The organism is Mesorhizobium sp. M1A.F.Ca.IN.020.03.2.1 (assembly GCF_004023205.1).
Taxonomy (GTDB): Bacteria; Pseudomonadota; Alphaproteobacteria; order Rhizobiales; family Rhizobiaceae; genus Mesorhizobium.
On sequence record NZ_RZSV01000074.1, the window covers coordinates 1 to 24,843 of the forward strand.

A 24,843-nucleotide genomic window follows, 5' to 3' on the forward strand; every position below is an offset into this window, starting at 1 on the left:
CTTGCCGAAGCGCGCGAGACCCGCGTCCGCGCCGAGGAGCGGCTGACCGCAGCCGACGAACGGCGCGCCGCGGTCGAGGCGCGCATCCAGGAGGCGCTGAACACGCCGCCGCATCTCGTCATTAAGCATACCGGCCTAGAGACCGACGACCCGATGCCGGACATGGCCGAGGTCGAGCGCCAGCTCGACCGGCTGAAGATCGAGCGCGAGCGGCTCGGGGCCGTCAATCTGCGCGCCGAGGAAGAACAGCGGGAGCTGTCAGACCGCCTGGAGATCATCGTTTCCGAGCGCGAGGACATCATCGAGGCGATCAGAAAACTGCGCCAGGCGATCCAGAACCTCAACCGCGAGGGCCGTGAACGCCTGCTGTCGGCCTTCGAGGTGGTCAACGGCCACTTCCAGCGCCTGTTCTCGCATCTCTTCGGCGGCGGCACGGCCGAATTGCAGCTGATCGAGTCCGAAGATCCGCTGGAAGCTGGCCTCGAAATCCTCGCTCGCCCGCCGGGCAAGAAGCCGCAGACCATGACGCTGCTCTCTGGCGGCGAGCAGGCGCTCACCGCCATGTCGCTGATTTTTGCCGTCTTCCTTACCAATCCGGCGCCGATCTGCGTGCTCGACGAGGTCGACGCCCCGCTCGACGACCACAATGTCGAGCGCTTCTGCAATCTGATGGACGAGATGTCGAAGACCACCGAGACGCGCTTCGTCATCATCACCCACAACCCGATCACCATGGCGCGCATGGACCGGCTGTTCGGCGTCACCATGGCCGAGCAGGGCGTCAGCCAGCTGGTCTCGGTCGACCTGCAGGCGGCTGAGGCGATGCGCGAGGCGAGTTGAGGGCGGCTTGGCGTCCGGAACCGACTGAGTTACCTCTCCGGTGCCGTGGCTGGCGCCGTGTAACGCCGGCGCACGGCCTCCAGCACGCGCTTGCGGCTGTCCTCGGGCGATAGACGCTTGTCCTTCTCGGCCTCTGCCGTCTCGCGGGCGAGTTCCTTGTCCCTGATCTGTTGGCGGAACCATTTGGAATAGTCGCCGGCGCGCAGGTGATATTCCCAGGTCTTGTCGTCGATGCCTTCCGCCATTTGGGCGAAAATAATCAGGTTGTGGGCTCTGAGGTTCATCGCCTTTTCCGGCCCCGTGAAATAGAAACTGCCGGCCTCGTCGAGCTCGCCTTCGGCATATTTGCGGCTGTGCCGCTTCAGCGATTGCTGGGGTTCGATCGCCTTGACCGTGAACGGCTTCTTGCCGTCCTGCGGCCGCCACAGCAGAACCCGGTCACCCTTCGGCGAAGGAATGCTCTTGGGCGCCTCCAGCCCGGCCTCCTTGCAGAAGGCCTTGATCACGCTCTTCGCCTTCGGACCGAGCGCGATGACCGCCGTCACCAGGCGCAGGACCCCGGTCGAAATCGCTTCCGGATGCACGGTGATCAGCACCGTGCCCGGCAGCTCGAGCGACAGCACCGCGCGCGTGTCCTCGCGGCGCCTGGGCAGAAGGTGATGCGCCTCGTCGATGATCAGCCAATGCGGCCTTGCCGTGCGGTAGCGGACGCTGCCGAGGCCGGGCAGCAATTCGGCAAAGAAGTCGGGCCGCTCGTCGACTTTCAGCGCCAGCCCGTTGACCACGATATTGGTGCCAGGCTTTTCGATCAGCTCCAGCAATTGCTCCTTGCTGGGTGTAGTCGAGCCATCGCCCAACGGAACGGCGCCCTCCAGTCCGTCATAGTCGCCCTCGGGATCGAAAATGCAGAACTGCAATCCCTGTTCGGCAAGCCGCTCGGTGAGCGCTGTGGCCAATGTCGACTTGCCGATACCGGAGCTTCCGGCGATCAGAACGGTCTCGACGGGCGACAGATAGACCTTCTTGCCGTTGGCAGTGCCCAGCAGGACGCCGCGCAAGCGCTTGCGAGCTATCAGATGATCCTGCTTTATCAGCTTGCCGATCAGTTCTTCGACACCTTTGCCGCGCGCCTCCTTCGTGACGAGGTCGGCGGTTTCCTTCACGGCGGGCAATGCGTTGGCGACGGCGACGCTGCAGCCCGAAGCCCTGAGGAAAGCATGGTCGTTTTCGGCATCGCCGATGCCCACCACATTATGCGGCGACAATCTGAGGTCCTTGAGCGCAGCCGCCAGTCCGGTGGCCTTGTTGATGCCTGAGGGCAGGATCATCACCGCGCCCTTGTTGAAGATGATCTCCAGCTCAAGGCCGAGCTCCTTGATGACGTCGAGCACGGTGGCCTGGTGCGGCTCCCAGGTGGCAACGATCGACCGGCCGACCGAGAGCGGCTTGACGCCGCGCTTCTTCAGTCTGTCGACGAAATCGGCGGAAGGGGACGGCGAGATCGTTTGCTCTTCCTCGCTCGCCGGCGTGTAGATCAGCGCGCCGTTTTCGGCCACCACCTTGTCGAATAGCCCGACCTCCGGAAACACCTCTTTGAGATCGGGCAGTTCGCGGCCGGTGACCAGGATGAGCTTGCGGCCGGACTTCTTCAGCTTCTTCAGCGCCGACAGCGTGCTGGCGGTGACCAGTCCGTCATGCGCCAGCGTGCCGTCGTAGTCGGTGGCCAGTGCCATGAAATACATCGGGTGATCCTCTCCGCTGCCGGTCGCTCGGTCCGTCTGGAACAAACAACGTCTGTCGGCGGAAAAGGTTTAGGCCGGCGCTTTCGCCTGCCTGGCGAGAAACCTGGCGTGGAGAAATGCAACTCATCGGAAAGAGAGAAGGTTGGCTGGGTTCTGGAAAGGCGGGGCGTTTCTGGTCTTTAGGTCTGTTTGGGGTCGGCGCGTTGCTCCTGTGCCCTCTTGCAGATCTCATCCAACTTTTTTCGGACCCGGTCGTTATCGAACAGCAGCTTGGCGCGTGAGAATCCTCTGCTACGAAGCTCCCATTCGATGGCAAGCCATCCTTCATAGTCGCCAGATAACGCAAGTTTCCCGGCTTCGCGCCACATAAGCACGTCACGCTCTCGGGACACACCCTTTCTCCGTGCTTTTGCGCGAAGCATATAGGAGGTCAGGCCGATATTGTCGAGGGACCTGCCCCACCGCTCGCCGCGACCAGAGCACGGACTTCCGCCTCATATTGAGAGATCGTGATGTCGAGCTGACGCAAATATCGGTCAGTTCATTGCCGGGCGTTCGACATCCCGGCGTGCGTTCTTGCCCCATAACTCACGAACGAATTTGATCGTCTCGCCAATCGTCCGGATTTCGATGATTGTGCAACGATGGATCGTGCGCATCGTCTCCGCTCATGGACTGCTCCTGCGAGGCCGGTGGGTTTTGGAGGTGGCAAGGGATCGAAAGCCGCGTTGAGACCACTGAAGCGAATCCGCGCTGAAATCGCCGCGCCACCCAATTCTCGCGAGAGATATATTGTTACATTTTGAGACACTTTTTTTAAATTTTGTGATTTGCTCCATACCGCTAACCTGGGCTCTTTTGGCCGCGAGCCATTCGGGCTTCAGGCATGTTGGGCAGAAAGGGTGGGGGTGTGAAAGGTCGCCAAGAATGGCCGATACGAATACCATTGTCTTGAGCGGTGACTACGGCTACCGCCAATATAAAGCATCCGGTCTCCCCGCCGACACCACTATCGATGCCAGCAAAGCCTCGTGGATTGTCGCCAATCAGGGAAGCTCCACCAACCTCTATCCCTTCGCGGTCGTCAACCCCGGCGACAACCTCGTGGCGTCGGGCGGCACGATCAACGGCACGGTCTCCCAAACCGGCGCCTGGGAGGACGTTTACGTCAACTCCGCCGCAGTCCGCGTGAATTCAGCCCACAACTTTGTCATCGACGACTGGACGATCACCAAGCCCTGGGATGGCATCCGTGTCGGCGGCACTGGCACCTTCCTCATCGAGGATACCTATGTCGGCTACTCACGAGACGACGCGGTCGAGGACGACGACGTCATCGGCGGCACCATCCGGGATTCGCTGTTCGACCACGTGTTTTCCGGAGTGAGCCTTGGCGACGGTGACGTCGATGGGTCTGACAACACGGTCACCATGGATGGCATGCTTCTAGGCATGGGAGAGTATCTTCGCAAAGGCGAGATGACGCACGGTTCGCCGTTCAAACTGGACAAGGGCACAGGCGCTGACGATATCGTTCCTAGCTTGCGCTTCATCGACTGCGTGGTGGCGATCACCGACGTTGACCACAACGGCTTGGAGCGGGTGCAGCGGGCCTGGGACAAGACGGTCGAGTCGCACGGCAATTACTATCTCAACCTCTCCGACACGCCACTGCCGGCGGATTATCCAATGCCGCCCGCCGGCTGGACGGTCCTTCAAGGCCAAGCGGCCCGCGATTACTGGGCCAACGCCAAGGCGGCCTGGCATGCAGCCCATGACGGGACGGACCCGCTGCCGTCATCTCCGACCGTGCCGACCGACCCGCTACCCTCATCTCCGACCCTGCCGACGGACCCGACCCACGGAACGACCGGGAACGATACATTTGTCGGCACTGCCGCGGCCGATACCTTTGATGGCCTGGCTGGCAACGACACATTGCGGGGCAAGGGTGGCAACGACGTGCTGACCGGCGGCGCGGGCCACGACACCTTTGTGTTTGACACCGCCTATGGCGCCGGCAATGTCGACACGCTGACCGACTTCGACGCGGTAAATGACGCGCTCTATCTCGACAACGCCGTCTTCACCCAACTCGGCGCCGGTTCCTCGTCCAGCCCGACGCAGGTGAACTCGTCGTATTTTGAGTTGCGAGAACACGCCACCCATAGCAACGATCACCTGCTCTACAACCGGGCCACGGGCGTCTTGTCCTATGATCCCGACGGCTCGAGATCGGCCCCGCAGGTGGAAATCGCCCACCTGGAGCCCGGAGCGGCACTGACCTATCACGACGTATTCGTCGTTTGATCGTTCATGCGATCGGACCATGGCATGGCGAGGGGCGGGCGCGCCCCCCGCCGTGCCTGGTTCCGACGGTCACCGATCAGAAAGGCGGCGGACGCCGATCAAGTTGCCATAAACGTCGGCCGCATTGATCGCCGCGGATGCGCATGCGCCGGCCTTTGCGGTCGGCGCTGCCATCACCAATTCCAAACCGATCGGGCCGATGGCGGCGACACCATTATCGGCGGCCAGCTTGCTGCGGCGGCGGCGCTATTATTGGAAAACATGTAGCAACCAGAGTTTCACGCCGCCTCGTTCGCAGACGTCATTTTCACTGCCAGCAAACGATTGGCTGACTAGGGCAATTTCGAGGTTTGGACGATTCAATTCTCTGCTTGAGAATCAGACGCTTAGCGCCATCCTGGATTGGTGGTTCCTGGCGTCCCAGCCGAACTGGATGCCCGGTGGATAACTTCCGGTGAAAGTGAGGCTAGGCTGTCAAAAGGTCGCAAGCGATAGCGCGGCTGCTTGGCATGATATATAAACATTGTCTAAAATGATCCTTAACCAAAAGAGACGATTTCGGGGATGCCCAGTTACACGAATAGAAGGGTGCTGTCGAAGAGCGTGGTCGAAATGGGCCTGTTCTCCGCGGTGATGAACACCCTGGTGCTAGTTCTGCCTCTCTACATGCTGCAGGTCTATGATCGGGTGTTGCCCGCCGCCAATTTGGACACGCTCACCTACCTAACATTGCTTGCGCTTTCGACGCTCTTGCTCTTCGGCGTGCTCGAAGTCGTGCGGGGTGTATACGCAAGCCGGCTCGCGGCGCGACTGGATGTCTCTTTGGGCACATCGTCTTTTCTCGCTGCAATGAGTGGCCCTCGCGCTGGCCTCGGCGATGTTCAAGCCTTGCGCGACTTGGCCACCGTGCGAGGCTTCATCGCTTCGAGAACGATTTTCTTTCTCTTCGACCTTCCTTTCGGGCCGATCTTCGTAGGCCTGCTCTATTTCATCCATCCGCTGCTCTTCCTCGTGACGGTCGTCGGGGCGGTTCTCATGGTCGCCATCGCCATGCTGAACCAGGTCGCGAGCTCGCGACCTGGCAAGGAGGCGGCGGAGAGTCTCAACGCCTCGATGAATTCGGCGCAGGCTTTCGCCCGAAACTTCGAAACCGTTCGCGCACTTGGCATGGTGTCCAACGCGATAGAATTCTGGGGCACCCGTTTTTCCGGCTCTCTACACGCCTCGGATGGGCTCGCTCGCATCAATTCGTTTTATGGCGGTGTATCGCGCACCACGCGTTCGACACTGCAGATCGCGATATTGGGGGCCGGCGCTTATCTGGTTCTGCACAACGAGATGACCGCCGGTATGATATTTGCGTCCTCGATGATTTCGGCGCGCGCTCTGCAACCTCTTGATCAGATCATTGGGAGTTGGCGGCAGATCATCGACGCCAATCTTGCGTGGAAGAGGCTTTCGGCTCTCCGGTCCGGGCTCGACAACCAGGAGAACGTAGCATTGCCGGCTCCTGAAGGAGCGCTAAGCGTGGAGCAAATAGTCTATCATCTTCCGGGCGCGGCCGATGGCTCGCTGCCGCTGATCAAGCGCTTGACCTTTGAGGTCGCCGCCGGCGAGACAGTCGCGATCGTAGGGCCGAGCCAGGCTGGAAAATCGACTTTGGCGCGCCTCATCGTCGGTGCGATCGCGCCCCGCTCTGGGGCGATCCGGATCGACGGCGGCGATATTCGGAACTGGGACCCGGAACAACTCGGCCGCCATATTGGTTACCTGCCGCAAGATGTGGAACTCTTCCCGGGAACCATCGCGCAAAATATCGCGCGGTTCGAACCGAATGCGCCCAGCGAGAAGTTGGTTCAAGCAGCCCAGCGGGCCCAAGTGCATGAGCTCATCCTGGGTCAGAGGGATGGCTACTCGACGCTGATCGGCCCGACCGGCGTTCGCCTTTCGGGTGGCGAGCGTCAACGCATCGGGCTTGCTCGGGCCTTCTACGGCGATCCCAAGGTGCTGGTTCTCGACGAGCCCAATGCAAATCTCGATTCCAACGGCGAAGCCGCGCTCGAGCGCGCGATTAGCGGGGCGCGTTCACGAAAAACGACCGTGCTTGTCATAACCCATCGGCCCTCTCTCGCTTCCAAATGCGATCGCGTATTGATGCTGCGCAATGGCCAGGTCGAGATCTACGGTTTGACCAAGGGCGTGCTCGATAGACTTGTCGAGCGACGCGCCCAAGCGGGGTGGCCCGCAGCCTCTCAGTCGCGCGAAGGAGTGGTGCCTTTCCCCTCATCTGCTCGAGGCGAGATAAAGGTCGCAAATGACTAGCCAAGCCATCGGCGCCAGGACGTATAGCTGGCAGCGTAACGTCGACACACGCACAGATCGCATCACGCTCGCGGGGTATGCAAGCGTGTCCGTTTTCTTGCTTGGCTTCGTATTCTGGGGCGCAATGGCGCCGATTGCCGGAGCAACGATCGCGCCAGGAGTGATTGCAGCAGCTGGACAGAATGTCATGATCCAGCATCTCGAAGGTGGCGTGGTCAGCAGCGTCAAGGCTCGAGAGGGTGACAGAGTCTTACGAGGGCAGGCGCTGATCGTGCTCGATCCAACGGTGGCGCAGTCGCAGCTCAACCGAGTCCTCAAACAGTGGGTCGCACAAAAGGCTGAGATCGCGCGGCTCGAGGCAGAACGGGATGGCCTGGAGAAAATCGTCCTGCCCCGCGATTTAGGCGCCTACTCAGACGCGTCCGAATTCAGTGACGTCTTTGCAGAGCAAACCAAGGAGTTCCGGGCTCGGCTAGCGCGCTATGGCGCAGATCAGGAGATCCTTAGGGAACGGGTGGCAGCCCTTCAGGAAGCTGTTGCCGGCTTGAAGGCGCAAAAGGATGCTGCGGCAAACCAGCTCGCGATCGTCAATGCCGAGAGGGAACGCAAAAAGCACTTGCTCGACAAGGGACTGACAAATCGTTCCGAATACACCGATCTTCTGCGCAGCACCGCCGAGTTGGTAGGTCAGGAGGGATCGCTGGAGGCGCAAATCGCCAGCGCGGCCACCCAGATCGTGGAAGCGCGCCAGCAGATTGAAAGACTAACAACCACCCGGGTCGAGGATGCCGTCACGGAATTGAACAAGGCCCGGGTAGAGGTGGCCGACCTTGAGGAACAAATCAACGCCGCTCGATCGGTCCTGGTGCGAACGACCATTCGTGCCCCGGCGGACGGCATCATCGTCCGCTCTCTCTACAATTCCGAAGGCAGCGTCATTCGTGCTGGCGAGCCTGCGATGGAGCTTCTGCCGACGAAGGAACTTATCGTCGAGGCAAAGATCAAGCCTGAAGACATCGATTCTATCCGAGTCGGCCAAGGCGCGAACATGATGTTCACGGCCCTGAACGCACGGACAACACCAAAAGTGCCGGGAAAGGTGTTCTACATTTCGGCGGACCGGCTGACCACTCCCAGCACTGGACAGCCCTATTACACCGTGCGGCTTAAGATGGCCGACAAGCTGCCACCGCAGGTCAAGCCCGAGCAGATCTACCCAGGCATGCCGGTCGAAACCTTCATTTCAACTGGCGAGCGAACGTTTCTGAGCTATCTGACCAAGCCGCTGGTGGATTCGTTCCAGCGCGCCTTTCGGGAAAGATAGCCCGATCCTGCCTCCTGCGACCTTCAACCTTACCCGAAGTGGAACTCTTCCGCCGGATTATGCGCAACCGGGTTCGGCCACTCACGGTTCTCGGTTTTCATGGCCAAAACGTCGCACGCTCGTAGCGCTCGAGGCGACGGGCTTTGTGATGGCTGTCTCGCCACGTGATCGAGGGCAAGGGCGATCACTTATTGGGTCTCCGGTCGCCTTCCTCCCTCCTTGCCATGGTGAGCTGGCCTCGAAAGGATAAGCGGGATGATCCCGCCCATCGCGAGAGTGTCGATCTCGAAGTACCGCGGTCCCTTGCACCCGGACGGCATCGAGATGCATCTCGACGACAGCATCTATCTCGGCGACAAGCGGGAGTACCGTCTGCGCCGTGGCGACTTCGTCGCCAAGGCGCACGGCGCGCGGCAACTTGCCTCGGGCAATGTATGGGCGCGGATCCCTGCCGAGAGCGTATGGGTCTTCGCGGCGGCAGCCCCGAAATAGTCATCGGTACCAACGCCGCTTGCTCTCGGGGCGGCCTCGTTTATCATTCGGTCTCGCACTATGACGTCACAGCCTCGCATTGCCCTGATCCATGCCACGCCCATCTCGATGGAGCCGATCAGATCGGTGTTCGAAGCGGGATGGCCTGGCGCCGAAATCGTCAATATCCTCGAGGACAGCCTGGCAGTGGACCGCGCCAAAACCGCTAACCTGACGAGCGACATTGCCCGGCGCATCGAGGCCTTGGCCAGCTATGCCCGTTCGATCGGAAGCGATGCCGTGCTGTTCACCTGCTCGGCGTTCGGGCAAGCGATCGAACAGGCCGCGGCAAAGCTGGACGTTCCGGTCCTGAAACCGAACGAAGCCATGTTTGAGACGGCGATCCGCCGTGGCGGCCGCACCGCAATGCTCTACACTTTCCCGCCGTCCAGGGAAGGAATGGAGCAGGAGTTCCGGGACGAAGCCGCCCGTATGGGCCAAGCTGCCACGATCAGGAGCTATTTCGTGCCGGGCGCGATCGAGGCGGTGCGTGCAGGAGACGTGGAATCCCACAACCGGCTGATCGCGGCCGAAGCCGCCAAGCTGAGGGATTTCGATGCGATCGTCTTGGCACAGTTCTCCATGGCGCGCGCGCGGGATGCGGTCAAAGCGGCGACGAACATCCCCCTATCGACCAGTCCGGATGCGGCCGTCGCGAAGCTGCGCGTCCTTCTTGGCGCGGACCAACCCGCCTGACCAAAAGAAGGTCCCACGGAGCGCTCGACAGCTGCTCCGGTGGTTATTTCCAGATTTCCCGGGCAAGGCGCATGAAGTTGCCGCCTATGACGTCGCGGACCGCTCCTTCCGGCTGACCGCGACGAAGCAGAACCTCGGTCAGCTCTTTCATTTGGGCTGGTGCCGAATAGGTCGTTTCTCCCGCATATTCGCTCTTCGGCCAGAAATGCGGATTGCTGGCGATGATGTCGTCGATGCCTTCGATCTCGACCGGGAAAGCATGGTCGAGGCCGATGCCAACATGGCGTGGGCCAGCGAGATCGATCAGATATTCGACATGGTCGGCCAGCCGTTCGGAATCGGTGCGCGCCTCGCCAAGGAAACGGCTGAGCCCGACGACGCCGACGATGCCGCCGGTGCGGGCGCAGGCCTTGATCTGCTCGTCCGTGATGTTGCGACCGTGGGCGCAGAGCGCTTTCGGATTGGAGTGCGAGAAGATGACTGGCCGGTCCGTGTACTCCATCACGTCCATGGTGGTGCGATAGCCGGTGTGGCTCACATCCACGAACATGCCGAGGCGGTTCATCTCGTCGATCACCTGCCGACCGAACGCGGTCAGACCCGGGTCTTCGTCATGGCATCCACCGCCGGCAAGGTTGTTGCGGTTATAGGCGAAAAGCATCTGGCGCACGCCAAGGCCATGGTAGAACTCGACCATCTCAATCCGGCCGTCCAGGGCGTTCATGCCTTCGATGTCAAAGGTGACCGCCAGCTTGCCTTGCGCCTTAGCAGCGAGGATTTCGTCGGCCGACGAGACCAGCACGTAGTGGGCGGGATGCGCCAGGATCCAGTGGCGGAAGCAGCTGAGATTGGTTACCGTCATTTCCCAGGACAGAAGATCGAACCCGACATCGATGGACAGATAGTCGACACCGGCGTCTCGCCAGATCCGCAGGTTGTTCAAGTCCGCGGCAGGATCCGGCATGAAGCCGGAATGGGCGTCCCAGACGACTTCGCTATCGAGAATGGACCGGGCTCTGGTTTGAAGGTTCATTGCCGTTCGTACCGGAATTTGCACCAGCCCCAATCTCTACCATACTGGCTAGAATGGGGAAGTTGCGTCCGGTACGCAGAGCAGGTGCAAACTGCCTGAAGCTGGATCTGCCGTCACGCGCAACAGAATCCGGATTCGCCTTCGCCAGCATCTTCTGCCGAATGACTTCCGGCAAAAACGGATCGCAGATAGGACTGCCGACGATATTGTCGGCTCACGAATCGCTCAAACAAATCGAAATTCGCCCTCGCGAGAAAGGCGCCCGCAAAACGCGGACGCTCGCAGCCGGCAGCAACCTGTGTCGGTCGTCCGTTACTCTTCCGTCTTGCCCTCGAAATCCAGAAGCTTGCCAACAGGCACGTACTTCTGCCCGTCGAACTGATAGAGCTGCAGTGCCTCAATCGGGAAAATATCGGAGCCGGCTTTGGTGTTCAGCTTGATCCCGTCCAGCAACAGTGGATCGTCCCACTTCTGCATGTTGAAGACGGTGTCGAGGAGCTCAGCCCGGGTCGGCTTCTTCATGTGCTCGAGCGCCTTCACAAGAGCATCGCCGGTCGCGTACCCGACCTGTCCGATCGTGTTGGCGAAGACGAAGTTGACCTTGGCCGCGGCGATATCGTCCAGATACTGGTCGATACCCGCATCACCGGTTTTTTCCGGGCTAACGATCGGTTTCAGGAAATTCGAGGTGATGATGCCCTTGGCGTTCTCGAGCCCCACCGCCTGCAGGATCGGGTAGGCCGAGGAAAGGTTGGTGACGAGCGTCAGCGGCTTCCAGCCGCTCTCGGCCTGGAAGCGGATTGCTTCACCGCCTTGTTGCGGCGCGGCGATGATCACCAGCGTATCGGCGCCGGAAGCCTTGAGCGCTGTCAGTTGCGTTTCGACGGTCGGATCCTGCGAAGTCACCGGTTGCCGATCGACGACCTTGACGCCTGAGCCGTCGATGGCCTGGTCGAAGGCCTTCATGAAGGTTTCGCCGGTCTCGGTGTTGAGATAGAGGAGCGCGACCTTTGCCTCGGGCTTGTTGTCCTTCAGATAAGTGGCGAACGACGCCGCCTCGGTCGAGAAGGCCGGGACGAACCCTATTTCCTCGTGCGGCGCGTTCAGCTTGTGGACGCCTGAATACATGAAGACATTGGGCACTTTGCGTTGTTCGATATAGCGTCCGATGGCGACATTGTTCGGCGTGGCAGCCGTGCCGACAAGGGCGAAGACTTTGTCCTGCTCCACCATCTCGCGCACATTCGCAAGGGTTCGCTGCGGATCGAGCATGTCGTCCTTGATCACGAGCTCGATCTTGCGGGTCTTGCCGTCGGACATCTTGACGCCGCCCTGGGAATTGGCGGCCTCGACCCGGGCGCGGATGCCTTCTGCGACCGCGCCGACGACGGCGACGGGACCGGTGAGCGGACCGGTGATGCCGATCTTGACGGTGCTGTCGGTGATGCCCGGTGCCTCGTCAGCTTTCGCCGGAGCGACACCGACGGCTAGCGCAAGTATTGCCGCCGTCACAAGCATTCTTGGCATACGTAAACATGGTCTCATAACTTCCTCCCTAATTGGCTGATTGATCCGGCTTTGCCGTTGGCGTTCGACCGCGCCGTCAAGGCAGCGGCAAGTCTCTCCAGCAGACCGGCAACCCCTCCGCGCGCCAGAAGCATGATGCCGATTAGTGCCAGCGCGTAGATGACGTTGCCGAGTGCGAGATTGATGCTGGACGTCCAGGTCGGGACGAAGGTGATGAACAGCCCGCCGATGAAGGCGCCGACAATGCTTGTCGAGCCGCCTACGATGCTCCCGATCACGATGGTGATGGAAAGTGGGGCGAGAAAGGACTGCGGGCTGATGAAGCCATTGAGGATCGCGAAGACGCCGCCGCCAAGTCCGGCGAGCGCAGAGCTGATGGCGAACGCCCACAGCTTGGCCTTGGTCAGATTGACGCCGAGAGCCTCCGCGATCTGCGGACTGTCCCGTTGCGCCTGGAGCGCGCGGCCGACGTCGCCGAGGAGAACGAGATAGACGATGAATGCCGCGACGCAGGCGCACCCCAGCGACACCAGATAGAGCCAGAGCTCGGAGTAATCGGCCAGGAACGCAGGCGGCTCCAGGGAATCGATCGGCAAGCCGGAGACTCCGCCCGTCCAACTGCCGAGCTTCAACAGAAGCTGCGGAAAGGCCGCCGCGACACCAAACGTGATGATCGCAAGTTGCAGCCCCTGCAGACGCAGGGCCGGCAGTCCGACGACGAGACCGGCCAGCGCGGTAAAAACAGCTGCCGCAGGCAGGGTCGCCAACGGGTGGACGCCATAGGTCGCGTTCAAGATGGCGGTGACGTAGGCGCCGATGCCGAACAGCGTCCCCTGGGCGAGGCAGATCTGCCCGGCAAACCCCATAAGCAGGTTGAGGCCAAGAATGGCGACCGCATAGGAGATGGCGATGCTCACCTGCTGCAACTGGAAGCCTGACAAAGTGGCCGGCAGCAATGCGGCGACTAGCACAAAACCAGCGGTTGCCGCGACCGTGCGCCGAATGTCGTTGCTCATAGCTTGGTGACCTTCTGTGAGCCGAACAGACCGACCGGCTTGACCAGCAGGACGAAAAGGGTGAGCCCGATCGGGACCGCGATGCGCATGTCCGCACCCAGAAAGCCGATGTAGTTGGCGCCAAGGCTCTCGCTGACGCCCACCAGAAGGCCTCCGGCTATCGCGCCGAGCGGACTGTCCCAGCCGCCAACGGTTGCCGCGGCAAGGCCGTAGAATAGGATCGGGGTCATCATGGTCGGGCTCAAAAACAGCCGTGGCGCGACCAGCACCGCCGCGATCATTCCGATCGCCGCGGCGAAACCCCAGCCGAGCATCAGCATGCGCTCGACGTTGATGCCCACCAGAACGCTGCGAACGCGGTCGAAGGCCGCGGCACGCATGGAGAGCCCAAGCCTTGTGAAGGCGAAGAGGGAGGCGATGGCCGCGGCCAGGACAATGAGGATCAGCAAGGTACCGGCCGACGAAGCCAGCACCTGTACCTCACCGAGGCTGAAGCTGCCTTCGGGAAAAAGGCTGGGGAACGGCTTCTGCTCGGCGCCCCAGAGCCACGTCACCATCGCCTGGAAGAGCACAAACATGCCGAGCGTGACGACCACTGTCGCCTCGACTGGTGCTGCCAGCGGGCGGACGAAGACCCGAAACGCCAAGATTCCCAGCACAAAGGAACCGGCCAGGCCGATTGCAATCGAAAGCCACAATGGCAGGCCCCACAGGCATAGCTGCCAGATGCAGTATGCCGAGAAAGTCGCCATTTCGCCTTGACCGAAATTGACGATGTTGGTGGCGCGAAAGATCAACACCAGTGCAAGGGCAAGAGCCGCATAGATGGCGCCGGTGGCAAGACCGCTGAGGACGATTTGCAGGAAAAGGGTCAAGCCCAGCCTCCCAACTGCAACGCCGAGGCCGTCGACCTGCGCGCCTTCGATCCGAGAGCCTTGGCCAAGGGAACCCTGGCGTTTGAGGACGGGGAAATCGCGGTTACCACCATCAGGAATGGCAGTCCGGCGGTATCGTGAATGTCGATGAAGGAGGCTGCATCGAGGCGGTCGGCCGACGCCCGCCTTGTAAGACGCGAGACCAGCACGAGGGCAATGACCAGCACGGCGTAGACTCCGCCTGGGGCAATGCCGCAAACAATGATCTGGTAAAACGTCGCCACGTTAGTCCCCAAGGTAAGATTTCTGGATATGCTCATCTGCAAGTATCGCGCCGGCTGAGCCGCCGGCCACGATATGCCCGGCCTCGATGACATAGGCGCGGTCGGCGAACTTGAGCGACAGGTCCGCGTTCTGCTCCACGACCAAGAGCGTCAAGCCATCGATGTCGCGGAGTTCCTTGAAGATCGCGAATATTTCGCGCGTGATGACGGGTGCGAGACCCAATGACGGCTCGTCGCATAGCAGCAGTTTTGGCCGCGACATGAGCGCTCGCGCAACCGCGAGCATCTGCTGCTCGCCTCCGCTCAGATTGCCGGCCAGTTGGGAGCGTCGTTCGCGCAATCGCGGAAAGCGATCGTACCACCGCTCCTTGTCCTGTCGGACCTGGCGGGCATCGGAGACGATTGTGGCGCCCAGCGTCAGATTCTCGTCGACCGTGAATTCCGTGAAAGTGCCTCTGCCCTGGGGAATCTGCGCTAAGCCGCGTTGCAGACGCCGTTCCGGCGCCATCTTTTGCAAGTCGCTTCCCCTATAGGCGATTTCGCCGGCCGAGCGGATCGTGCCCGAAAGCGCGCGCAGCAAAGTGGTTTTTCCCGCGCCATTGGCGCCGAGCAGGACGACGAATTCGTTCTGCGCGATTGCGAGCGAGCAGTCAAAAAGCGCCCGTACCTTGCCGTAGGAGGCCGAGAGATTGCGGACGTCGAGCAGTCTCACGTGCTCCTCCCGAGGTAGGCGCCGATGACGGCTTCATTGGTCCTGATTTCTTCGGGGCGTCCTGACGCCAGATTTCGACCCAGGTGGAACACATGGATCCGGTCGCACAGGCTCATGACCAAGCCCATGTGATGCTCGATCAGGAGGATCGAGAGCCTGCGGCTATGCCGGATCGTATTGACGAGGGCGCCGAATTCGGTGACCTCGCCATGGGTCAGTCCGCCGGCCGGCTCATCCAGCAACAGGAGCTTGGGCTCGGCCGCCAGGGCGCGTGCGATCTCCATCCGCTTTTGCAAGGGATAGGGCAGGGAGTCGGCGCGCACGCTCGATAATGCGGCCATTCCCAATTCATCCAGAATTGATTCAGCCTTGCGGCGGACCGTCTTCTCCTCGGCCCACGCACCGAAGGGATTGAGAAGGGCACGCGCGACTTTTCCACCCATCTTGTGGTGTGCGCCGAGCATGACGTTCTCCAGGACGCTCAGCGAGCCGTATACGCCGACATTTTGGAATGTCCGAGCGATCCCGAGACCGATGATGTCGCGCACCGCCGAATTGGAGATTATCCGACCCGACAGCTCTACGGTGCCGCGTTGAAGGCGTGCAAGGCAGGTGATGGCATTCAGGAAGGTGGTCTTGCCCGCGCCATTCGGGCCGATCAAGCCGCAAATCTCGCCATCGCCGACGTCGAGCGAGACATTGTCGAGCGCCTGCACGCCTCCGAAGCTGACCGATACGCCATCCGCCGCGAGCACCGGCAGATAGGCTTTGATATGTTCCTGCACAGCCACGCACTCCTCCCAGGCGTGTCAGCGGAACCGGCGCTTCCGCGTCTGTCCCACTTTAGATACCATATAGTATTTGAAGTCTGAGTCGTATGTCAACCGACTTCGCCGGTGCACCTGCACTAAGGCGAGGCGGGTTCCGGCCAGCTGCCCAGTCGGATTGACAAGGTTAGTGAGATACGCTTTGGTATTTGAAATCTGACCGGTATCCGGAAGGGGCCGGTCATGGAGAACTCAGACCGGGGAGGACGGTGTGACTTCATCCTGCCGCAAGGTGCCGCGAGCGTGTGCCCGCTATCCTGTAGCCAACAACGGTAATGCGACGTGATTGGCGTTGCCCGATCGCCGCAGGAGGCCGTTATGCTGGCGGTCGCCATTTGCGGCCTTTTGTCGTTCGCCTTGAGCGGCCTGATGCGATGGGGGCGCGTCGATCGCCGTTGGTACGATCTCTTGATCCCGCTCGGCTTCTTCCTGTCCTACTGGTTGACCTACAATCGCCTTCCCTCCTTCCCTCCGGTCGGCGCCGTCAACAAGGTGTTCTACCTGGCGGCGGTTGGATCGATCCTGGGCGTGGCGACGGAATGGACAGGCAGCCGCAGGCTCGGACAGTTGCTGTTGGCGGCAATGCCGGTCGCCTCAGCAGCTTACATCGGCGATACGATTGCCGTGGCGCAGCCTCTCGACCTGGTTGTCGCCGCTCTGGCCGGAGCGGCAGCGCTATATGCACTTCATCGGGAAGCTGACTATCCCGATGAGGGATCAGGCCTGCGCCCTGCGATCATGCTCGCGGTTGCCAGCGCGGGCTTTGCTCCCATTGCCTTCATGGGGGCTTCATCATCCAGCCTGCAACTGTCTCTTGGCGTCGCCTTTGGCATCGCCGGCATCGTGGTTGGGCACCTGTCCCGGCCGAATTACCGCTTCGGATGGGCATCCTTGCTCGGCGGAGCGGCGGGCATGATGGCTGTGGCGCAGACCGTCGCGCTGATCACTCGTAAGATCGACCTTCTCGCCCTTGCGGTGCTCCTGCTGCTTTTCCTGGTCCCTTCGGCCTGCCGCGTGATCCTCGATCGTCTCGATCAGAAAACCCCTGCACTCGCCACGTCCGTCTTCGCAGGGTTTTGCCTGGTGCCGGCCGTCGCGGCAGTCGCAGTGATGCTGGCACGGAAGGGGTTCAGCCTTCCGCTGTGAATTCGCTTTTCGTGCATCAACAAAGGAGGATGGAATGAACTACAGACTGAAACTAGCTTTGCTAGCTGCACTCGCAACGGCGCCAATCGGGCCGGCAACCGCACAGCCGATCACGTTCGACATCGATCCGGTTCATTCCGGCATCGTGTTCTTCATCAATCATCTCGGCTTTTCCAACGTCATCGGCGTCGCAAAGGAGTTCTCCGGGGAATTCACCTTCGACAAGGACGCGCCTGAGGCCAGCAAGCTGCAGGCCAAGGTCAAGGTGTCCAGCATCTCCACCAACAATGCCCAGCGCGACAGCGACATCCAGGGCGCCGACTGGTTCAATGCCACCGAGTTTCCGGACATCACCTTCGTCGGCACCAAATTCACCAAGTCGAGCGACAAGCAGGGCACCATCACGGGCGATCTCACCATCGCCGGTGTGACCAAGCCGGTGACGCTCGACGTGACCTTCAACGGCCAGGGCAAGAACCCGTGGGACGGCAGTCTTGAGGCCGGCTTCAGCGCGACTGCCAAGTTGAAGCGCAGCGACTTCGGCATGACGGCCAATCTTCCCCTGATCGGGGACGAGGTCACGCTGCGCATTGAAACGGAGGGGCGCGGCCGCAGCTGACGGCGGCTTCGCGTTCTCCTGAGCGCGCCGGACGTCCTCGCGGATGTCCGGCGGTGCTGACTGATAGGCTGCGCGTGGCAATCGTGCCGCAACATTCGCCCATGTAGCGGCAACGAGAGACCATGGCGCGCCGACGATCGGCGCGCCATGGTCTGGCTCGGCTCTCGGGAGATGGCTGCGCGCTTAAGCGATCGACGAGCGATCGTCGGCTTCGAGGTCTTGCCACGAGCCACGCTCGTAGAGCCACCTGGCCGTATTCTTGATGCCGCCAAACGGAAAGACATGCAGCTGCGCGATTGCCGACTCCGGCTTTGCCCGCAGATGGTGCTCGATCGGGCCGACGAAGCTCTCCGGCGAGTGACTGGTGGCAAGGGCGGCAAGCGAGGCGCTGCGCTTTTTCAAGAAATTCAGCGAATTGCCGACGCCGCACAAGGCGGCGTATTTTAGCAAGGTCGTGATCTTGGCGGGACCGGCCACGCCAAGATGGATCGGTAGGTCCGCCCCGGAAACCGCCAGGCCGTCCGCCCAGGCGATGAACTTGTCCGCGTCGAAGCCAAATTGGGTGACGACACGCATCTTTGCCCCGGTCCGCTCGGCCCAGGCGGCTCTTCATCCGGAGCGCTGCAATCGCCGCCTCGTCGCCAAAGTCGCGACTGCCTTCCGGATGGCCGGCTACACCGATCTCGGTGATGCCGTACTTGTCAACGAAACCAGTCTCGAGCACCTCGAAAGAGGAGGAAAATGAACCGGCTGGGGTAGCCACGTCGCCGCCGATGATGAGCAAGTCGCGGACACCCGCTTCCTCAGCCAAAGCCTTCACCCGCGTTTCCAGCGCTTGGCGCGTGGTCAGTCGGCGAGCGGCCATATGGGGAACCGCGGTGTAGCCAAGGTCCGCGCCGCGACGCGCTGCCTTGACCAGAGTCGGCGTGTCCGCCAGGCCGATATCGGTGATGTAGACCCGGACCCCCGACGGGAAAAGGCCCGGCAGGTCAGGGGAGTCGATCACCTGGCTTGGCGCCATCTCGATCGAGGCGTCGATAGAGGATGGGCGGATAGCAGCTTTTTCCATGCGCGTGGCTCCGTTGTTAGGCGAAGACGACGGTCTTGCGTCCATTGAGCAAGACCCGATCCTGAAGGTGGAAGGCGACCGCGCGGGCCAGCACGCGGCGTTCGATGTCCCGACCCTTGCGAACGAGGTCCTCGGGCGTGTCGGCATGGGTCACATGTTCGACGTCCTGGGCGATGATCGGACCCTCGTCCAAGTCTTCGGTGACGTAGTGCGCCGTTGCTCCGATCATCTTCACGCCGCGCTCATGCGCCTGGTGATAGGGCTTGGCGCCCTTGAACCCCGGCAGGAAAGAATGGTGGATGTTGATGCAGCGGCCGGAGAGATAGGCTGAGAAGTCGTCGGATAGGATCTGCATATAGCGGGCCAGCACGATAAGCTCGGCGCCGCTATCTTCTATCACGCGCTTGATCTTCGCCTCCTGGGCGGCCTTGGTCTCATGGCTGATCGGGAAGTGGTGGAAGGGAATGGCGTCGTCGGAGGCGAGGTTGAGACCTTCTCGCGGATGGTTGGAGACGATGGCGACAACCTGCATGGGCAACTCGCCCAGTCGTTGGCGGTAAAGCAGGTCTACCAGGCAGTGGTCGAATTTCGAGACAAGCAGCAGAATCTTGCGGGGCAGGTTCTGGGGCCGCAATGTCCATTGCAGGCCGAAGCGGTTGACCTCCTCGGAAAAACGCCCGGCGAGATCATCGAGGGGCGAAGGCAAATCGAACGCTACCCTCATGAAGAACCGATCCGTCTCGGAGTCGTCGAATTGCTGGGCCGCGGTGATGTTGGCGCCATGTGCTGCCAAACGGCTCGCCACGCCGGCGACGATGCCCGGCCGGTTCTTGCATTGGAGCGTAAGCAGATAGGACTTTTCCATACCCCGTCTCCGGGTTGACGGCCGAGCTGAAGGGCAAGGCGGTTTCTCGCGTCGCAAGGCGACACCGGCAGGAGGTCCCGCCAGTCTGTTGTCGTCGGGTGCGGTTGCCGTGAGGGGAGGGCGGCCGTGATGCCGCCCTCGGTTCAGGCGTGCGGCTTAGGCGTTCTTGCGATAGCTGGTGCGTGCGTGCGCGTCGATCGGCGCCGGGTGGACGGTGGCGCGGATCTTGAACTGCACGTGGTCTTCAACCTGCACCTTGGAGGATGGCTTGGGCTCACCCCAGACCACCACCAGTTCGGTGCCAGGCTCTGCCACTGCCGCATCCACGACCGCGATCGACATCATCGAACGGTAGTTGGCCGAGTATCCGGTATGAAGCGAACGCCCGGCCAAGCTTCCGTTTGGCGCCTCGACCCGGTCGTAGTGATAGGTCGCGTAGTGGGCGATCGGAAGGTTGATGAACTTCGCTCCGACACCTGGCTGGTACATCGAGGCCCACGCCTTGGCGACGTCGTCGCCGTTCCACTGCAGCGTCACCTTGCGGTTGGCCGTGGTCTGGCCGTCGGCGACCTGGGCCTCGAGGGCCTTGCGGCCGATGAAGTCGTGGTCGAATTTGACGATCTTTCCGTAGCTCACGTCGTAGGGCGAGAAGTAATATTCCTCGATGTTTTCGGAAAAGAAGCTTCCGCCTAGAGACACATTGGCATCGATCTCGTCCGCGCCAAGCCACTTGCGGAAGCCCGCCGTGCTCTTGCCCGAGTACAACGCCGGCAACGGGCGCGGAAGCCATCCGGACTCGAGCGAGTTGGTCAGGTAAGCCCGGCCGCCGACCTGAATCATGTTGTGCTTTTTGCCCGCCTCGAGCAGAGCGGCCCGAACGACCTCATGATCGGCCCAGGGCCCGACGAACTCGAAGCCTGGTTCGCCCGCCATGCCGTGGCGAAGCGCGCGGACCATCTTGCCGGCGATCGTGAAGCGGGTGCCGTGGAAGAACTTCACATCCGGCGGCTCGCCGCCGATGAGTTCCCGGATCACGTTGAACGCGCCAGGTCCCTGGATCTCGTAGCGGTAGCACAGCGGATTTCCCTTGCGGGCATAGGACGGATTGTCCCGCACGAGCTCGACGTCGTAACCGCCGGTCTCGGCATGATACTGAAGCCAGTTGATCGTCGGCGGAATGCCCACCGCCTGGAATTCGTCTTCCTCATAGCGGAACAGGATGTTGTCGCCGATGAGCTGGCCCTCGTCGTTGACCGCTACATACTGCTTCGCGGCGTTGACGGGAAAGTATTCAACGCTGTTGATCGCCGTGTCGCGGATGAGCTTCAGCGCATCCTTGCCGCGGATGTTCAGGTCGGCGAGATGGTGCGACTGGTCATAGAGCACGGCGTTGCTGCGCCAAGCGAGCTGTTCGTCGCGCCAGTTGGTGAATTCCGGCGTCACCGGCGTGCTGACGATCGGCGGGCTCTGCGATTCCCAGAGCATGGTTTGGGCGCTTCCAGCGTCAGCGATCTTCTGTTCGAGATTAGCAGCCATTTTCAATCCTCCTGTGCAGCTCCTTTCCGGCTAAGCCCTTGCAGGACATCTAACAACCCAATAGGTTCGATACAGGTGATCGAAATTTTGCATAGAGAGTAGGCGCCATGCTGTCGGAGGAACTTGCCCAGATCGACCTGAGTGCTTTGCAGGCATTGGTCATGGTCAACGACTGCCGGTCCTTTTCAGAGGCGTCGGAGCGCCTCGGCGTCAACCAGTCGACGATCAGCTATTCGATCAAGCGGCTTCGAAAGGCCTTCAACGACCCGATGTTCGTTCGGCAGGGCAACTCGATCCTGTCGACCGACAAATGCCGTCAACTCGCCCAGGAAGCGCGCGATGTCCTCGAGCGCATGCAGGCGTTGTCCTCTCTTCAAGGTTTTGATCCCGCTACGTCCACGGGCAGCGTGACGATCTCCTGTAACCATCACGAGCGTATGTTCCTGATGCCGGCCTTCGTGCGCCAGGTCCAGCAGCAGGCGCCCCAGATCGCGGTCAACATTTTTGAATCCGCCGTGCACGGCAAGCAGCAGCTCAAGGAAAACATTTGCGATATCGTGCTCGGCCCGGTGGCGATTTTCGGCGATATCTACTACCGGCGTAAACTCTTCACCGACCGCTACGCTTGCATCATGGATTCCAGCCATCCGCTTGCGGCCGGCGAACTGACGATGGATCGCTACCGGCAGACGCGGCATATCGCCGTGACCCACAATGGCCAGTGGGAGGCGTTGTACTTCGCGGCGCTTCGGGCAATCGACGTCAGGATTACGCCGAGCGTGATCGTGCCGAGCCACGACAATCTTGAAGCATTGATCCGGGGCACGGAGCTGGTCGCGACCATTCCCTATCGCCTGGCCCGCCGGCTTTCGGACAAGTTGACGTTAAAACCTTTCCCTCTCGAGGTGCTGATCCAGATCGACATGTATTGGACCGAGCGTTCTCACTATTCGGGCCTGCATGCGTGGACGCGCCAGATCCTCGCCGACGTGGCGGCAACGATCTGAGCGGTCCGAAGCCCAGCCGAGGCTGGTGTGGTCTCTGGGATGGTAACCGCCGCGTCAGACAGTGGCGCCGAGCATGATCACGGAGATCGTCGCCGGCTGGTCGCCTGGATTGCGCCATGCGTGACGAGTGCCCTGCTGGACTACGGTGTCGCCGGCATTTAGCTCGACAGTCCTGCCGTCATCGAGTTCCAGGATCAGTCTGCCCTTGACCACCGTCACGTAGTCGACGGTCGGGGTCTGGTGCATGCCAGGGCTGTCCGGCTCCATCCGCTCGGCAATGCCAGGTGATGCCTCGATGAGTTCGGGACCGGCCATCGCGGGGTTCCATTCCGATGACATGTAGACGCTGTCCGGAGGGAAAGTAATGATCCAGAACGATGATCCGCCTGCCGGCATGACCATGGTGCCGGTTGTCTCCATGGGGTCCTTGTTGTCGATGCTCCCCAGCTCTGGCGCCCCCTCGATTTTCCACTGGGGCGACGATACGAAACCTGGCGTGTGGCGCAGGACCATTTCCCCAGGGGAGGGGCCGTCACTGACGACCACTGACTTACCGGCGTTGTCCCTGCCAGTGACGACGCGCCGAACCTGCATATCAAACCTCCCAGGTAGATGTTCAAAGTCACAGTGCCGAGATGAGGCAAGCGAGCGCCCAAAAAAGCGGGAATTCCGGTCCCATCTGCTGCCAGCGCCATTTGGCGCCGTTGATCTTCACCACTGCGTAGGCTGCTCCGAGCAGCACGACGATCGCGCAACCGGTTGCTGCTTTCGAATAGACGTTGAAAATCATGCCGAGCGCGGCAAGCACCTCGAGGACGATTGTCAGGGCAAGGAATGCCTTGCCAGGCTTCAGACCGGCCTTCTCAAATGTAACCGGCGCCTTATCGAAGTTCCTGACCTTCCCGATCAGATGCGGCAGGAACCAGACTCCACATAGGATCCTCAGGCAGTCCTGAGGCTGCAACTCGAACGGCATTGTACGTCTCCTCCCCAGCAGCGTGACGGCTGCAGTCGTTGTGAGCGGGCCCGGTTTTGGCCGCCAGCCACCCTGCGAAATCGAGCGTAGGCCCGAGGGCAGCAGCGATGGTTGGTACCGGCACCGCAAAATCGGGTCTTGCGTCTCCCAATCCAGATACTGTACGGTATCCACAGTCCAATCGGAATGTCAACTCGATCCGGTTGGCGGTATTTGAGGAGGAACATCGTGACAGTGATGATGCGCGCCGCGCGGCTGCATGCGGTAAACGAACCAATGCGGATCGAGGAGATCGCCAAGCCTCGAGCGTGCGGAACAGATGTCGTGGTCGAGGTCAAAGCCTGCGGTATGGTCCCGAACCTCGCCAACGTGCTGAACAACTGGGAGAACTGGTATCCTCACCAGCCGCTGCCTCCCAAGCCGGCGACGTTTGGCCTTGACCCCGCCGGCATCGTGCACGAAGTGGGCGAGCAGGTCGTTGCCTTGAAGCCCGGAGACCGTGTCTACGTCAATCCGTTGCGTTCGTGCGGTGCCTGCCACGCCTGCGCCAGCGGCAACCAGATGAAGTGCGACTACTTCACCTTCGCCGGATATTTCGGGTTCAATCGCAACAGCCTGGAAATCTACAAGCGCTATCCCGGCGGCGGCTTCGCTCAATTCATACGCGCGCCCCAGAGCGCCATCGTCAAGATACCCGACAATATGACGTTTCCGCAGGCCGCCCGCATGGGCTATCTCGGCACGTCCTATTCGGCGCTCAAGAAGCTGGGCAACCTTGCGGGCAAGTCGCTGATCATCAACGGCGCGACCGGGACGCTGGGTGTCGGCGCCACCATGTTCGCGCTCGCCATGGGGATTTCCACCATCTATGCGGTCGCGCGCGGAAAGCCATTGCTGGAAAAGCTGAAGCGCCTCGCGCCGAACCGGATCGAGATTTTTTCCAGCCTGGACGGCAAGGTCGCGGACTGGGTGCGCTCCAAGCACCACTCTGGCGCGGATCTCATGCTCGACAGCCTTGGCGCGGTGGCCGACGTCAACGCCATGAGGGACGCGATGATGGGCGTCAAACGCGGCGGCACCATCGTCAACATCGGCGGTACGGGCGCCGACATGCTGTTCAACACCAAATGGTGGATGGACAATTCGATGGTGCTCACCGGTTCGGCCTGGCTCAGCACCGCGGAGGGCATCGAGATAGCGGAGCTGGTCCGGTCTGGCGCGGTCGACCTGTCCGTGCTGGAAGCCCGCACCTATCCGCTGGACCAGATCAATGAGGCGATCAACGGCGTAGCCTCGGGCGACGGTGGCTTCACCAACTATGTGCTGGAGCCCTGAGCTGCGGTTGGAGAATGCCATGATAATCGACTGCCACGGTCACTACACCACCGAGCCCCCGGCGCATCATGCCTATCGCAAGGCCCAGGTGGCGTTTGCCGAGGGCCAGCGCGACGCAGGTCCGGTCTATCCCGCCATAAGCGACGAGACGCTTCGCGCGACCGTCGAAGAAAACCAGCTTCGTCTTCAGCAGGAGCGCGGCTCGGACGTGACAATTTTGTCGCCCCGGGCCTCGGGCATGGGTCATCATG

24 protein-coding genes and 1 pseudogene are annotated in these 24,843 nt (G+C 61.4%); 12 read left to right on the forward strand and 13 right to left on the reverse strand.

Features of this window, described 5'->3' with window-relative positions; translation table 11 throughout:
• Nucleotides 1-840, forward strand: an 840-nt coding sequence (locus tag EOA79_RS14320; RefSeq protein ID WP_164893858.1) for an AAA family ATPase, incomplete at its 5' end; no start/stop codon positions are given.
• A gap of 29 nt (nt 841-869) precedes the next feature.
• Here the strand turns inward: EOA79_RS14320 and EOA79_RS14325 are convergent.
• Nucleotides 870-2,582, reverse strand: coding sequence for an HAD family hydrolase (locus EOA79_RS14325; protein ID WP_095823790.1), 1,713 nt, complete (start codon nt 2,580-2,582; stop codon nt 870-872).
• A gap of 927 nt (nt 2,583-3,509) precedes the next feature.
• Here EOA79_RS14325 and EOA79_RS14330 point away from each other — a divergent pair.
• The 5 genes from EOA79_RS14330 to EOA79_RS14350 all read left to right on the forward strand — a co-directional run bounded on the left by EOA79_RS14330 (nt 3,510) and on the right by EOA79_RS14350 (nt 9,765).
• Nucleotides 3,510-4,892, forward strand: a complete 1,383-nt coding sequence (locus tag EOA79_RS14330; protein WP_095823789.1) for a calcium-binding protein — start codon at nt 3,510-3,512, stop codon at nt 4,890-4,892.
• 588 nt (nt 4,893-5,480) lie between these two features.
• Complete coding sequence (locus EOA79_RS14335; RefSeq protein WP_164748217.1) at nt 5,481-7,214, forward strand: type I secretion system permease/ATPase; 1,734 nt, start codon at nt 5,481-5,483, stop codon at nt 7,212-7,214.
• The gene (locus EOA79_RS14340) at nt 7,207-8,538 is read left to right on the forward strand and encodes an HlyD family type I secretion periplasmic adaptor subunit (RefSeq protein WP_127335052.1); all 1,332 of its coding nucleotides are present in this window, start codon (nt 7,207-7,209) and stop codon (nt 8,536-8,538) included. Before EOA79_RS14335 ends, EOA79_RS14340 begins: the two co-directional genes overlap by 8 nt.
• Before the next feature lie 255 nt (nt 8,539-8,793).
• The gene (locus EOA79_RS14345; protein ID WP_067327877.1) at nt 8,794-9,030 is read left to right on the forward strand and encodes a hypothetical protein; all 237 of its coding nucleotides are present in this window, start codon (nt 8,794-8,796) and stop codon (nt 9,028-9,030) included.
• A 60-nt stretch (nt 9,031-9,090) separates the two neighbouring features.
• Entirely contained in the window at nt 9,091-9,765 is a 675-nt protein-coding gene (locus tag EOA79_RS14350; RefSeq protein ID WP_095823787.1) for an aspartate/glutamate racemase family protein, read from the forward strand.
• A 43-nt stretch (nt 9,766-9,808) separates the two neighbouring features.
• Here the strand turns inward: EOA79_RS14350 and EOA79_RS14355 are convergent, their stop codons facing one another.
• The 7 genes from EOA79_RS14355 to EOA79_RS14385 form a co-directional block, all read right to left on the reverse strand.
• Nucleotides 9,809-10,798 carry a membrane dipeptidase gene (locus tag EOA79_RS14355; RefSeq protein ID WP_095823786.1) on the reverse strand — a complete coding sequence of 330 codons (990 nt, stop codon included), beginning with the start codon at nt 10,796-10,798 and terminating at the stop codon, nt 9,809-9,811.
• Nucleotides 10,799-11,110: 312 nt separating this feature from the next.
• On the reverse strand, nt 11,111-12,325 hold the full coding sequence (locus EOA79_RS14360; protein ID WP_245322294.1) for an ABC transporter substrate-binding protein: 1,215 nt from the start codon (nt 12,323-12,325) through the stop codon (nt 11,111-11,113).
• A 14-nt stretch (nt 12,326-12,339) separates the two neighbouring features.
• Entirely contained in the window at nt 12,340-13,341 is a 1,002-nt protein-coding gene (locus tag EOA79_RS14365; protein ID WP_095823784.1) for a branched-chain amino acid ABC transporter permease, read from the reverse strand.
• Complete coding sequence (locus EOA79_RS14370) at nt 13,338-14,216, reverse strand: branched-chain amino acid ABC transporter permease (RefSeq protein ID WP_095823783.1); 879 nt, start codon at nt 14,214-14,216, stop codon at nt 13,338-13,340. The genes EOA79_RS14365 and EOA79_RS14370 overlap by 4 nt, the downstream gene beginning before the upstream one ends.
• On the reverse strand, nt 14,213-14,500 hold the full coding sequence (locus EOA79_RS14375) for a hypothetical protein (RefSeq protein WP_067327883.1): 288 nt from the start codon (nt 14,498-14,500) through the stop codon (nt 14,213-14,215). The genes EOA79_RS14370 and EOA79_RS14375 overlap by 4 nt, the downstream gene beginning before the upstream one ends.
• Nucleotide 14,501: 1 nt before the next feature.
• Nucleotides 14,502-15,212 carry an ABC transporter ATP-binding protein gene (locus EOA79_RS14380; protein WP_095823782.1) on the reverse strand — a complete coding sequence of 237 codons (711 nt, stop codon included), beginning with the start codon at nt 15,210-15,212 and terminating at the stop codon, nt 14,502-14,504.
• Complete coding sequence (locus EOA79_RS14385) at nt 15,209-16,003, reverse strand: ABC transporter ATP-binding protein (RefSeq protein ID WP_245322293.1); 795 nt, start codon at nt 16,001-16,003, stop codon at nt 15,209-15,211. The genes EOA79_RS14380 and EOA79_RS14385 overlap by 4 nt, the downstream gene beginning before the upstream one ends.
• 444 nt (nt 16,004-16,447) lie before the next feature.
• Between EOA79_RS14385 and EOA79_RS14390 the strand changes: the two genes are divergently transcribed.
• Both EOA79_RS14390 and EOA79_RS14395 read left to right on the forward strand, forming a co-directional pair.
• Entirely contained in the window at nt 16,448-17,185 is a 738-nt protein-coding gene (locus tag EOA79_RS14390) for a hypothetical protein (protein WP_127335051.1), read from the forward strand.
• Nucleotides 17,186-17,219: 34 nt separating this feature from the next.
• Nucleotides 17,220-17,804 (forward strand): YceI family protein, encoded by a 585-nt coding sequence (locus EOA79_RS14395; RefSeq protein WP_095781687.1) that lies wholly within the window; start codon nt 17,220-17,222, stop codon nt 17,802-17,804.
• Between the two features lie 183 nt (nt 17,805-17,987).
• Here EOA79_RS14395 and EOA79_RS34255 read toward each other — a convergent pair whose 3' ends face one another.
• Entirely contained in the window at nt 17,988-18,380 is a 393-nt protein-coding gene (locus EOA79_RS34255) for a hypothetical protein (protein ID WP_128312048.1), read from the reverse strand.
• Between EOA79_RS34255 and EOA79_RS34260 the strand changes: the two genes are divergently transcribed.
• Nucleotides 18,367-18,549, forward strand: a complete 183-nt coding sequence (locus tag EOA79_RS34260) for a hypothetical protein (RefSeq protein ID WP_348627454.1) — start codon at nt 18,367-18,369, stop codon at nt 18,547-18,549. The two genes, EOA79_RS34255 and EOA79_RS34260, sit on opposite strands and share 14 nt — an antisense overlap.
• A gap of 340 nt (nt 18,550-18,889) precedes the next feature.
• Here the strand turns inward: EOA79_RS34260 and purU are convergent, their stop codons facing one another.
• Together purU and EOA79_RS14410 are read right to left on the reverse strand one after the other, a co-directional pair.
• A complete protein-coding gene (purU, locus tag EOA79_RS14405) occupies nt 18,890-19,738 on the reverse strand; it encodes a formyltetrahydrofolate deformylase (RefSeq protein WP_095823779.1) in 849 nt (282 codons plus the stop codon).
• A 156-nt stretch (nt 19,739-19,894) separates the two neighbouring features.
• Nucleotides 19,895-21,274: an aminomethyltransferase family protein gene (locus EOA79_RS14410; protein WP_127335050.1), complete on the reverse strand. Its 1,380-nt coding sequence runs from the start codon at nt 21,272-21,274 to the stop codon at nt 19,895-19,897.
• A 107-nt stretch (nt 21,275-21,381) separates the two neighbouring features.
• On the opposite strand from EOA79_RS14410, the gene EOA79_RS14415 reads away from it, so the two are divergent.
• Nucleotides 21,382-22,281, forward strand: a complete 900-nt coding sequence (locus EOA79_RS14415) for a LysR family transcriptional regulator (protein WP_095823777.1) — start codon at nt 21,382-21,384, stop codon at nt 22,279-22,281.
• 54 nt (nt 22,282-22,335) lie between these two features.
• Here EOA79_RS14415 and EOA79_RS14420 read toward each other — a convergent pair whose 3' ends face one another.
• Both EOA79_RS14420 and EOA79_RS14425 read right to left on the reverse strand, forming a co-directional pair.
• The gene (locus tag EOA79_RS14420; RefSeq protein ID WP_095823776.1) at nt 22,336-22,875 is read right to left on the reverse strand and encodes a cupin domain-containing protein; all 540 of its coding nucleotides are present in this window, start codon (nt 22,873-22,875) and stop codon (nt 22,336-22,338) included.
• 28 nt (nt 22,876-22,903) lie between these two features.
• Entirely contained in the window at nt 22,904-23,257 is a 354-nt protein-coding gene (locus EOA79_RS14425) for a DoxX family membrane protein (protein ID WP_127335049.1), read from the reverse strand.
• Between the two features lie 237 nt (nt 23,258-23,494).
• Between EOA79_RS14425 and EOA79_RS14430 the strand changes: the two genes are divergently transcribed.
• Nucleotides 23,495-24,592: an alcohol dehydrogenase catalytic domain-containing protein gene (locus EOA79_RS14430; RefSeq protein ID WP_164748218.1), complete on the forward strand. Its 1,098-nt coding sequence runs from the start codon at nt 23,495-23,497 to the stop codon at nt 24,590-24,592.
• A gap of 19 nt (nt 24,593-24,611) precedes the next feature.
• Nucleotides 24,612-24,843, forward strand: a pseudogene (locus EOA79_RS14435) (amidohydrolase); the annotation flags it as partial.